The sequence below is a fragment of the Ruegeria spongiae genome (genome assembly GCF_023502395.1).
Lineage (GTDB): Bacteria > Pseudomonadota > Alphaproteobacteria > Rhodobacterales > Rhodobacteraceae > Ruegeria_C > Ruegeria_C spongiae.
Genome location: NZ_JAMFMB010000015.1, coordinates 105095 through 114858 on the forward strand (window position 1 = coordinate 105095; position 9764 = coordinate 114858).

A 9764-nucleotide genomic window follows, 5' to 3' on the forward strand; every position below is an offset into this window, starting at 1 on the left:
CTCTGGTCCTTTGCGGCGTTAGCGCTAATCTAGAGCCGAACGCAAGGGAGTTTGCCGATGAGTCTGACCTATCTGCACACCATGGTCCGCGTGAAGGATCTGGAAAAATCAATGGCTTTTTACGAATTGCTGGGCTTGAAGGAAACGCGCCGCTACGAAAGCGAACAGGGGCGGTTCTCGTTGGTCTTCATGGCCCCTCCCGGTCAGGAGGACGCGCCGATCGAACTGACTTACAACTGGGACGGCGATGGCGCGTTGCCCAGCGACAGCCGCCATTTCGGCCATCTGGCCTATGGTGTCGACAACATCTACGAGGCCTGCCAGCACCTGATGGACAATGGCGTGACGATCAACCGGCCCCCACGCGACGGTCATATGGCCTTTGTGCGCTCGCCCGACAACATCTCGGTCGAACTTCTGCAAAAGGGCGAATCGCTGCCAACTGCTGAACCCTGGGCCAGCATGGAAAACACCGGCCATTGGTGATCCGTGCACTGGTACTGACTGCATTCTGCCTTGCTGCTGTCGGCGCCCAGGCGCAATGTCGTCAGGCGCTGGCGCTGGGGTTGGATGTTTCCGGCTCGGTCGACAGCCAGGAATACCGGATGCAACTGGATGGGTTGGCCAACGCGCTGCTCCATCCCGAGATCGTGACGCTGTTGACCGCGCAACCGGCGGCACCTGCTCGGCTTGCGGTCTATGAATGGAGCGGTGCAAACGATCAGAGACTGCTGATCAACTGGCGTGACATTCGCGATCGAACGGATCTTGATCAGATCTCCGCGCTTTTGCGTGCGACCCGAAGAGCAGAGGCCGACCCCGGCACCGCCGTCGGCGCGGCGATGCGGTTTGGTGCGGGGATGCTGGTGCAACAGGGCGATTGCTGGAAACGCACGCTCGATCTGTCCGGTGACGGCAAACATAACCTCGGCCCGCATCCACGCGACGTGCAGGCGGAACTGATCGCTCAGGGTCTCACCATCAACGGGTTGCTGATCGGAAGTGATCCGAGATTCGGACAGAACCGAAGATATGGCGAGATCGGCGAGCTATCGGCCTATTACCGCGCATGGGTGATTCTCGGCCCCGGTGCTTTCGTCGAAATCGCACTGGGGTTCGAACACTATGAGCAGGCGATGGTGCGCAAGCTCAGGCGCGAGCTTGAAGCACCGGCGATGTCCGCAATCCGTCCCGAACATCGTCTGGCGCTTCGCCGCCCTGCCCCTCAGTAGATGTAACGGATTTGGTCAGTCCAGTAGCGTTCAACCCGGCGCAGCGAGCTTGTGATATCCTCAATCCCCTCCATACCCAGCACACCTTTGTGCTGCAGCCCGATGGCATGGCGGGCAAAGAGATCGGCCACAATGTTGCGGATCTCGCGCCCGCGCTGGGTCAGACGCACGCGGACCGAGCGACGGTCAATCTCGCAGCGCTGGTGGTGCATATAGCCCATCTCGACCAGTTTCTTGAGGTTGTAGCTGACATTGCTGCCCTGATAATAACCCCGGCTTTTCAATTCACCCGCCGTGACTTCATTGTCGCCGATATTGAACAACAGCAGCGCCTGCACCGCGTTGATCTCCAGCACACCGACCCGCTCGAATTCGTCCTTGATCACATCGAGCAGCAGCCGATGCAGCCGTTCCACAAGCGCAAGCGCCTCGAGGTAGGTGGTCATGTACCCCTTGCCGCCATCAGTGGCGATCTGTGTTTCGATACTCATCCGCTTCTCCGACTCGCTTGCTTTCGACAAGAGTGACGGGAAAAGCCGAACAATCGGTTAAGGGAAATTTTCGTTTATTTTTGGAAGGTTTGCGAGATTTCGGCGATCATCGGACCATAGGGCGAAGGCACGCTGGCCTGGCCTGTGACCCATTGATACAGGTCCTGATCGTTCTCATGCAGAAGCTGGTCGTAGAGATCCAGCGCCGCCGCATCAAGCTGCGCCAGATTGGCGTCGGCATAGGCGCTCAGGATCAAGTCCATCTCTTTGATACCGCGCCGCATCGAGCGCATCTTCAGACGCTTGAGGCGATGCGTGCGTGGCTCGCTCACACGCCCTGCTCCGCCAGACCGCGCAGTTTCTTCTCCAGCCGCGCCGCCCGTTCGGTCAACCCGCGCATCTCGCCGCGGATCGCGCGCAGCTCGCCCACCAGCGAAGTCAGTTCGCCATTGGTCTCGCCTTCCTCGGCGGGCGCGTCGGTGCCTTCGCCCTCACCGGTCAGCAGCCACATGATCGAGACGTTCAGCAGCCCTGCCATCATCGACAGCTTGTTGGCACGCGGCTCGGCCAGATCATCCTCCCACCCGGCGATGGTCGCCTTCTTGACGCCGATCCGGCGCGCAAGCTGTGTCTGCGTCATGCCCGCCGCTTCGCGTGCTCCGGCGACCCGGTCCCCGAAGGTGGCCGCGTCGGGGCCGTACCAGTCAATAGCTTCATTGTTCATCAGCGCATGTCCTTCATCGCTTGATCGCCGGTTGGGCGCACCCTATGACAGTCGCGCCCATGATACAAACCGAGGTGGCCCATGAACTTCCTGTCAGCGACATTGTCCCGCGTAAAGCCGTCTCCGACCATTGCAATGACAGCAAAAGCGGCGGAATTGAAGGCCGCAGGACGCGACGTTATTGGCCTGAGCGCCGGTGAGCCGGATTTCGACACGCCGCAGAACATCAAAGACGCGGCTGTGGCAGCCATCGCAGCGGGGAAAACCAAGTACACCGCGCCCGACGGCATCCCAGAGTTGAAGCAGGCGGTTTGTGCCAAACTCAAGCGCGATAACGGGCTGGAATACACACCCGCGCAGGTGTCGATCGGCACCGGCGGCAAGCAGACGCTGTATAACGCGCTGATGGCCACGATGAATGCGGGCGACGAAGTGATCATCCCCGCCCCCTATTGGGTCAGCTACCCGGATATGGTGCTGCTGGCGGGCGGTACGCCGGTGGTGGTCGAAACGGCGCTGGAAAACAGCTTCAAGCTGACGGCGGCGCAGCTCGAGTCTGCGATCACGCCCAACACCAAATGGTTCATCTTCAACTCGCCGTCGAACCCGACAGGCGCTGGCTACAGCCGGGACGAGTTGAAAGCGCTGACCGATGTCTTGATGCGTCACCCGCATGTCTGGCTCATGACCGACGACATGTATGAGCATCTGGCCTATGACGGCTTCACCTTCTGCACCCCCGCGCAGGTCGAGCCGGGGCTTTTTGAGCGCACGCTCACCTGCAACGGGGTGTCGAAAGCTTATGCGATGACCGGCTGGCGCATCGGCTATGCCGCTGGACCGGTCGAGTTGATCGCCGCCATGCGAAAAATCCAGTCGCAGAGCACTTCGAACCCCTGCTCGGTCAGCCAATGGGCGGCGGTCGAGGCGCTGAACGGCACGCAGGAGTTTCTGGCCCCCAATAACGAGACCTTCAAGCGCCGCCGCGATCTGGTGGTGTCTATGCTGAGCCAGATTGACGGCATCACCTGCCCGGTGCCCGAAGGGGCGTTTTATGTCTACCCCTCCATCGCCGGGCTGATCGGCAAGACCACCCCCGCCGGGACCGTGATCGAAAATGACCAGGCGTTTGCCACCGCCTTGCTGGGAGAAGCGGATGTGGCGGTGGTGTTCGGCGCGGCCTTCGGGCTTTCGCCAAACTTTCGGGTCAGCTACGCTACCTCGGACGAAGCACTGAGCGAGGCCTGCACGCGCATCCAGCGCTTCTGCGCCGCGCTCAGCTGAACAGGAGCAGGCATGTCCGCCGAACTGCCAGAGTACTATTTCCGTGTCCGCGAAAACGGGGCCGTCGTGTTCCGCGTGGACACGGAGAACCGCCAGCGCCGGATCGAGATGGATCAGATCGCGGTGGTCAATATCCGCAATGGCGAGATCAAGCCGCATGGTCAGCGGGACCTGTCCGAACGGGACCTGCAGGAAATCCGCAGTTGGATGGCGACCCGCACCGAGTTGCTGGCCCGCCGCGATATCGACGATATTCACCGGGCCGTTGACCACCTGAACCTGACCACGCAATGGGCACAGTCCAAAGCCAGCGCCGATCAGCTTGAAGAGGTGACCGACACCCTGCTGCTTGCCATGCACGATCTGCGCTCGGTACTGGTGCGCAAAAAGGCCGACCGGCTGATGGGCAAAACGCGATCGGAGTGATCTGAGCAGGCTGAGCTGTGATCAAACTCCGGGTTTTGTCACTTTGTGACCCATGCCCGCAAAGCGGACAATCCTGGGGGTGGAATTGCCCCGACTTATCCCGCCTTCGGCGATTCAACGGTGGCCATTGATGATGGAAACTTCGTTGATCGGAGTTGCAACCGCTTGGTTGAAGCTGGGCTTTGGATCGCGCGCTCCTTTGAGGCTACTGATGCTTCTCTTGAGCCGTTTCCGGCATGGTGAAGCGGTTCAGTGGAATCTCTGCGATACCCGTAATCTCGATCAGCAATCTGGGATCGTATAGCGATGAAACCTCCAGAGTTGTCGTCACTGGATATGGCGCCTCGAAGAAGCGCGTTCTCACTTCGCCGCACCGCATGAAAGCCTGAATATCCGTTGTGAATTGCTGAAGCGATACGATGTCGCTCATCCTCCCGCCCATCGCGCCAAGAACGTCGGATATGTTTTGCAGGACCTGCTCCACCTGAGCCGCCATATCACCGTCGCCTGTTACTTTGCCATCCTGCCCGAGCGCGACTTGCCCTTTGAGGTAAATCGTTTGTCCACCCCCTGAAATGACAGACTGGGAGAAGGCCCCAAATGGGCTCCAGACATTCGCAGGATCAAAGCTTTTTGCCATGTTGCGCACCCTTTCAGTACTGATATTCCAGTCTGTCAAATTTCCGCAGACTAACGTCACCGTTGGCGTCCGTTCAAGCGGTGGTCGCTCGCGCGATGTCGCAATCGGCAAAGCTGGCTTTCGTGCGGAGGGCAGCATTCGTTGGTCTGCGCTTGCGCCGGATGCGATGCGCCCAGCCATCCTTTTCGGGTCCAACTCTTACGCCAGGGCCTCGACCCGGTAGATCGTCCGACCCCAGAACCGGGCCATCAGCAGCACCGCCGCGCAGGCAAGGCCAAGGACCAGCCCGCTCCAGACACCGACCCCGCCCCAGCCCATCCGGAAGCCCAGCATGTAGGAGGCCGGGATGCCGACCAGCCAGTAGCTGAGCGCCGCGATCACCATCGGGCCGGTGGTGTCCTGCACCCCGCGCAGCACGCCCAGCGCGATGACCTGCGCGCCATCCACGGTCTGAAACAGCGCCGCCATGGCCAGAAGCCCGGTGCCGATCAGCAGGATCTGCCCGCGATGCGGGTCGTCGGATTCCATGAACAGGGAAATCAGTTGCTCGGGGAAGACCAGGAACAGCGTCACCGCCACCGCCGAAATCGCAAGCGACATGATCGTGACGACCAATGCACCACGCGCCAGATGCGCCCGGTCCTTGCGGCCATAGGCATTGCCTGCCCGGATCGTGGCCGCGTTGCTGAGCCCCAGATGCACCATAAACGTGGCCGAGGCCAGTTGCAGTGCGATGCCATGGGCGGCCAGCGGGATCGCCCCCAGCCAGCCCATCATCAGCGCCGAAGAGGCAAACATCGTCACTTCGCTCAGCATCGTCAGACCGATCGGCAGGCCCAGCCGGAACACGCGGGCAAACATCTCCCAATCGGGGCGCCAGAAGCGGCGGAACAGCGCGTGCTCGGGCAGCACCCGCACCGCATAGAGCACCACCGCCGCCAGCGACACGATCTGAGTAACAAATGAGGCGATGGCCGCGCCGGTCACCCCAAGCTCGGGCGCGCCCCAGTTGCCGAAGATCAGCGCATAGTTTGTCACGCCATTGGTCACTGCGGCGGCAATGGTGATCCAGAATACGATCTGGGTGCGCTCCAGCGCCGCCAGATAAGATTTCAGCACCATCACCAGCAATGCCGGCAACAACCCCCAGCCCGCCACCCGCAGATAGGTGGCGGCGGTGGCGGCCACGTCGGGATCTTGCCCCAACAGCAGCAGGATAGGTTGCGACCACCACAGAAGCGGCATCGCCGCCACAAAGAACAGCATCGACAGCCAAAGCCCCATGCGGGTGCAGCGGCGGATGCTGGTTTCGTCCTCTTCGGCGGCGGCGGTGGCGACCATCGGCATCACCGCCATGGCAAAGCCCGCCCCCAGCAGGAACAGCACGAAGAAATAGCTGCTGGCAAGCGTCACGGCGGCCAGCGCCTCGACCCCGTACCAGCCCAGCATGACGGTATCGGTCAGACCGATGGCAAACTGCGCCAGATGCCCGCCGATCAGCGGCAGGCCAAGGACGGCAATCGCGCGGACATGGCCGCCATATGTCATAGTGGGACTCATCCGACAGCCATATGGCGGGCCTTTCAGACTTGCAAGAGACAGGTTCACCCCCGCACACTCGCAACCGGAGATGACCGCAGCACAGCGAGGCCCCAATGTCAGACCCTTTCGCCACCCTCGTTCCGGACGCAACCGGCTTTCTGTCCGATCTTGCCCGAAACAACACGCGCGACTGGTTTCTGGCCCACAAGCCCACCTATGAGGACAAGCTGAAAGCGCCCGCGATGGCGCTGCTTGACATCATCGCCGCTGATCTTGGCACGGGTACCGGAACCAAACTGTTCCGCGCGCATCGCGATGTGCGGTTTTCCAAGGACAAGACACCCTATCACACGCATCTGCATATGCTGTGGAGCCTGCCATCAGAAAGCGGGCCACGCCCGGCGCTGTTCTTCGGGATCGGGCTGGACTATGTGAGTGTCGGTGCCGGGTTCATGGGGTTTGACAAGACGGCCCTGCCGATCTGGCGGGCTGGCGTTGACGGCGCGCAGGGCGCAGAGATCGCAGCCAAGCTGGACCGCCTTGCCGCCGACGGGTTGCGTATTGGCGCGCCTGAACTCAAACGGGTGCCCGCCCCCTATGACAAGGATCATCCTCAGGGCGCGCTGCTGCGCCGCAAGGCGCTGACGGTCTGGCACGATCTGGACAAGGCAGAGATCGCCAACCCCGTCACCGCCATCCGCGCCACCCACCAAAGGCTCGCGCCCTTGCTGGGCAGCCTGCAGGCGATCTTCTGAGGATCAGCCTGCCTTGCGCGCGTCGGGATGCAGCGCGGTGCCCAGGATATGCTCGGACTGATGGATCACATGGTTCGCGTGCCCCACGATCAGCGGGTCCGGCGCGCCGACCAGATCGTGATCCTTGCCGGGATAATCCAGCGTCGACAGGAAATGCCGCATGCAATTCAGCCGCGCCCGTTTCTTGTCGTTTGACTTGACGATGGTCCAGGGCGCGTCGGCGGTGTCGGTATAAAAGAACATCGCCTCTTTCGCCTCGGTGTAATCGTCCCATTTGCCCAGGCTGGCCTTGTCGATGGGCGACAGCTTCCACTGTTTCAACGGGTCGGATTCGCGGCTTTTGAACCGGTTCTTCTGCTCGGGGCGCGTCACCGAGAACCAGTATTTGTACAGCCGTATCCCCGACCGGACCAGCATCCGCTCCAGATCGGGCGCCTGGCGCATGAATTCGAGATAGTCGTTGGGCCCGCAAAACCCCATCACCCGCTCGACCCCGGCGCGGTTGTACCAGGAGCGGTCAAAGAACACCATTTCACCAGAGGTCGGCAGCTCACGCACATAGCGTTGAAAATACCACTGGCCGCGCTCTTCTTCGGTGGGTTTGTTCAGGGCAACGACACGGGCCGCGCGCGGGTTCAGATGCTCCATGAACCGCTTGATGGTGCCGCCCTTGCCCGCCGCATCCCGGCCTTCGAAGATCAGCGCGAATTTCTGTCCGGTCTGCTGCGCCCAAAGCTGCGCCTTCAGCAATTCCGCCTGCAATTTGGCCTTCTCCGCTTCGTAGCGGCGCCGGGGCAGCTTGCGGTCATAAGGATACCTGCCACTTTCAAAGGCCCTACGCACCTCATCGGTGCTTGGCGCTTTGGGGGTCGCACCGGGTTTCGGGGTCGTGTCAGGTTGTGTGCTGTCAACAACAGCCGCAGCCCCGTTGCTAACTGGGGTCGGTGCCTGTGTCCGGGTCTCTTGTGTCACGTAAATCCCTCCTGTCCAATTCTGGCGGCAGGATAACCACACCGCCCGAACACCGCCTTGATCGGTGTCAAAAAAACCGTCACCAGCCGGGTGGGGGCCATAGGAAACGCAACCAATATCCGGCACACGGGTTTCCATCGGCGGCAATGCCTGTTTGACTGCAGAAAATGGGCGGAGCATGTGATGGACACCCGGACAGTCACCCTCAACGGACAGGACTTCTTTCTGCGGCAATGGGGCGACCCGGCCCTGCCAAAACTGTTGATGCTGCACGGGTTTCCCGAATATGGCGGCGCATGGTCCGATCTGGCCCCGTATCTGAGCGACCGCTTTCACTGCATTGCCCCCGATCAACGCGGTTATGGTCAAAGCTGGGCACCGTCCGGCACCGAGCATTACGCGGCCTCGGCACTGGTGTCGGACATGGCCGCGCTGATCGCGCAGATCGGCGACCCGGTAGCGGTTCTGGGCCATGACTGGGGCGCGGCGGTGGCCTATGGGCTGGCGATGTTCCGGCCCGAGCTTGTGTCACGGCTGATCATCGCCAACGGCGTCCACCCGGTTCCGTTCCAACAGGCGATGGCAGCGGGCGGGGCGCAGTCGGAAGCCTCGCAATACATCAACAATTTACGCGAACCGGACGCGGCGCAATGGCTCTCCGCCGAGAATTTCGCCAAGCTGGAAAAGTTCTTTCGCCACGGCATGGGCCTCGATTGGATGTCCGACGCGCAGATGCAGCAGTATCGCACCGAATGGGCGCGCCCCGGGCGGCTGCACGCGATGCTGAACTGGTATCGTGCCTCACCGCTGGTGGTAGCCGAGCCCGGCAAGCCGCTCACAGACCTGCCGCAACTGCCGCGCGACAAGCTGCAGGTGCGCTGCCCGCATCTGCTGCTCTGGGGGCCCAATGACACCGCGCTGCTGCCCGAAGCCACCCAAGGGCTCGAGGAATTCGCCGCCGATCTGACGCGGATCGACATCCCGGATACCGATCACTGGCTGCATCACCAAAACCCACAGGCCGTGGCGGATGCCATCCGCGGCTGGGTACCACCAGAGGACCAATCTTCATGATCACGCTCCACCACCTGAACCAGTCGCGGTCGCAACGCATCCTCTGGCTGCTCGAAGAGCTGGAGCTGCCTTATGAGGTCATCCGCTATCAGCGGGACCCTCAGACCCGCCTTGCCCCGCCCGAACTGCGCGCGATCCACCCGCTCGGGAAATCGCCGGTGGTCGAGATCGAGGGGCAGAAAGTCACCGAATCCGGCGCGATCGTCGAGATACTCTGTGCCCGCCACGGACCGCATATGGTGCCGGAGCCGGGCACAAATGCGCATATCCGGCATCTGGAACTGATGCATTTCGCCGAAGGCTCGATGATGACGCCGCTCTTGCTGAACCTTTATGTGGGCCTTCTGGGGGATGCGGGCGCGCCGCTGCACCCAAGGATCGAGCAGGAGTTGACCAGCCATTTCAGCTACCTTGAGGGTCTGCTGCGCCCCTCGGGTCATTTCGTGCTGGATGAATTATCCGCCGTTGACATCATGCTGAGCTTTCCCGCCGGCGCCTTGGCCCGATTGGGTCGGGAACAGGAGTTTCCGAATGTCGCGTCGTTTTCCAAAGCCATGCGCGCGCGCCCGGCCTATCAGCGCGCACTGGTCGCCGGGGGCGAGGACTGAACCGCCCCTGCGTGCC

General features: G+C 61.8%; 13 protein-coding genes. 7 read left to right on the forward strand and 6 right to left on the reverse strand.

What is annotated here, in order from left to right:
- Positions 1–57 precede the first annotated feature (57 nt).
- Both M3P21_RS13065 and M3P21_RS13070 read left to right on the forward strand, forming a co-directional pair.
- Positions 58–486, forward strand: a complete 429-nt coding sequence (locus tag M3P21_RS13065; protein WP_249710493.1) for a VOC family protein — start codon at positions 58–60, stop codon at positions 484–486.
- Positions 483–1232, forward strand: coding sequence for a DUF1194 domain-containing protein (locus tag M3P21_RS13070; RefSeq protein WP_308445957.1), 750 nt, complete (start codon positions 483–485; stop codon positions 1230–1232). The genes M3P21_RS13065 and M3P21_RS13070 overlap by 4 nt, the downstream gene beginning before the upstream one ends.
- On the opposite strand, the gene M3P21_RS13075 is transcribed toward M3P21_RS13070, so the two are convergent.
- From M3P21_RS13075 to M3P21_RS13085, 3 genes are all read right to left on the reverse strand, one after another.
- Positions 1226–1723 carry a MarR family winged helix-turn-helix transcriptional regulator gene (locus tag M3P21_RS13075; RefSeq protein WP_249710495.1) on the reverse strand — a complete coding sequence of 166 codons (498 nt, stop codon included), beginning with the start codon at positions 1721–1723 and terminating at the stop codon, positions 1226–1228. The genes M3P21_RS13070 and M3P21_RS13075 overlap by 7 nt on opposite strands.
- Before the next feature lie 74 nt (positions 1724–1797).
- Positions 1798–2055 carry a succinate dehydrogenase assembly factor 2 gene (locus M3P21_RS13080; RefSeq protein ID WP_249710496.1) on the reverse strand — a complete coding sequence of 86 codons (258 nt, stop codon included), beginning with the start codon at positions 2053–2055 and terminating at the stop codon, positions 1798–1800.
- Positions 2052–2447, reverse strand: coding sequence for a helix-turn-helix domain-containing protein (locus tag M3P21_RS13085; protein WP_249710498.1), 396 nt, complete (start codon positions 2445–2447; stop codon positions 2052–2054). Before M3P21_RS13085 ends, M3P21_RS13080 begins: the two co-directional genes overlap by 4 nt.
- A gap of 81 nt (positions 2448–2528) precedes the next feature.
- Here M3P21_RS13085 and M3P21_RS13090 point away from each other — a divergent pair, with 81 nt between their 5' ends.
- Positions 2529–3731, forward strand: a complete 1203-nt coding sequence (locus M3P21_RS13090; protein WP_249710501.1) for a pyridoxal phosphate-dependent aminotransferase — start codon at positions 2529–2531, stop codon at positions 3729–3731.
- A gap of 12 nt (positions 3732–3743) precedes the next feature.
- A complete protein-coding gene (locus M3P21_RS13095; RefSeq protein ID WP_249710503.1) occupies positions 3744–4157 on the forward strand; it encodes a hypothetical protein in 414 nt (137 codons plus the stop codon).
- A 205-nt stretch (positions 4158–4362) separates the two neighbouring features.
- On the opposite strand, the gene M3P21_RS13100 is transcribed toward M3P21_RS13095, so the two are convergent.
- Complete coding sequence (locus M3P21_RS13100; protein WP_249710504.1) at positions 4363–4797, reverse strand: RidA family protein; 435 nt, start codon at positions 4795–4797, stop codon at positions 4363–4365.
- A gap of 198 nt (positions 4798–4995) precedes the next feature.
- Complete coding sequence (locus M3P21_RS13105) at positions 4996–6345, reverse strand: MATE family efflux transporter (protein WP_249710506.1); 1350 nt, start codon at positions 6343–6345, stop codon at positions 4996–4998.
- 107 nt (positions 6346–6452) lie between these two features.
- Between M3P21_RS13105 and M3P21_RS13110 the strand changes: the two genes are divergently transcribed.
- Positions 6453–7094 carry a TIGR02453 family protein gene (locus M3P21_RS13110; protein ID WP_249710508.1) on the forward strand — a complete coding sequence of 214 codons (642 nt, stop codon included), beginning with the start codon at positions 6453–6455 and terminating at the stop codon, positions 7092–7094.
- Positions 7095–7097: 3 nt separating this feature from the next.
- Here the strand turns inward: M3P21_RS13110 and ppk2 are convergent, their stop codons facing one another.
- Entirely contained in the window at positions 7098–8066 is a 969-nt protein-coding gene (gene ppk2, locus M3P21_RS13115) for a polyphosphate kinase 2 (RefSeq protein WP_249710510.1), read from the reverse strand.
- Positions 8067–8249: 183 nt separating this feature from the next.
- On the opposite strand from ppk2, the gene M3P21_RS13120 reads away from it, so the two are divergent.
- Entirely contained in the window at positions 8250–9140 is an 891-nt protein-coding gene (locus M3P21_RS13120) for an alpha/beta fold hydrolase (protein WP_249710512.1), read from the forward strand.
- Entirely contained in the window at positions 9137–9748 is a 612-nt protein-coding gene (locus tag M3P21_RS13125; RefSeq protein ID WP_249710513.1) for a glutathione S-transferase family protein, read from the forward strand. Before M3P21_RS13120 ends, M3P21_RS13125 begins: the two co-directional genes overlap by 4 nt.
- Positions 9749–9764 lie beyond the last annotated feature (16 nt).

Bases quoted from the DNA above. Each gene is read 5' to 3' on its own strand.
- M3P21_RS13085 (WP_249710498.1), bottom strand. From the start codon at position 2,447: ATGAACAATGAAGCTATTGACTGGTACGGCCCCGACGCGGCCACCTTC.
- M3P21_RS13090 (WP_249710501.1), top strand. From the start codon at position 2,529: ATGAACTTCCTGTCAGCGACATTGTCCCGCGTAAAGCCGTCTCCGACC.
- M3P21_RS13095 (WP_249710503.1), top strand. From the start codon at position 3,744: ATGTCCGCCGAACTGCCAGAGTACTATTTCCGTGTCCGCGAAAACGGG.
- M3P21_RS13075 (WP_249710495.1), bottom strand. From the start codon at position 1,723: ATGAGTATCGAAACACAGATCGCCACTGATGGCGGCAAGGGGTACATG.
- M3P21_RS13110 (WP_249710508.1), top strand. From the start codon at position 6,453: ATGTCAGACCCTTTCGCCACCCTCGTTCCGGACGCAACCGGCTTTCTG.
- M3P21_RS13100 (WP_249710504.1), bottom strand. From the start codon at position 4,797: ATGGCAAAAAGCTTTGATCCTGCGAATGTCTGGAGCCCATTTGGGGCC.
- M3P21_RS13125 (WP_249710513.1), top strand. From the start codon at position 9,137: ATGATCACGCTCCACCACCTGAACCAGTCGCGGTCGCAACGCATCCTC.
- M3P21_RS13120 (WP_249710512.1), top strand. From the start codon at position 8,250: ATGGACACCCGGACAGTCACCCTCAACGGACAGGACTTCTTTCTGCGG.
- M3P21_RS13105 (WP_249710506.1), bottom strand. From the start codon at position 6,345: ATGACATATGGCGGCCATGTCCGCGCGATTGCCGTCCTTGGCCTGCCG.
- M3P21_RS13065 (WP_249710493.1), top strand. From the start codon at position 58: ATGAGTCTGACCTATCTGCACACCATGGTCCGCGTGAAGGATCTGGAA.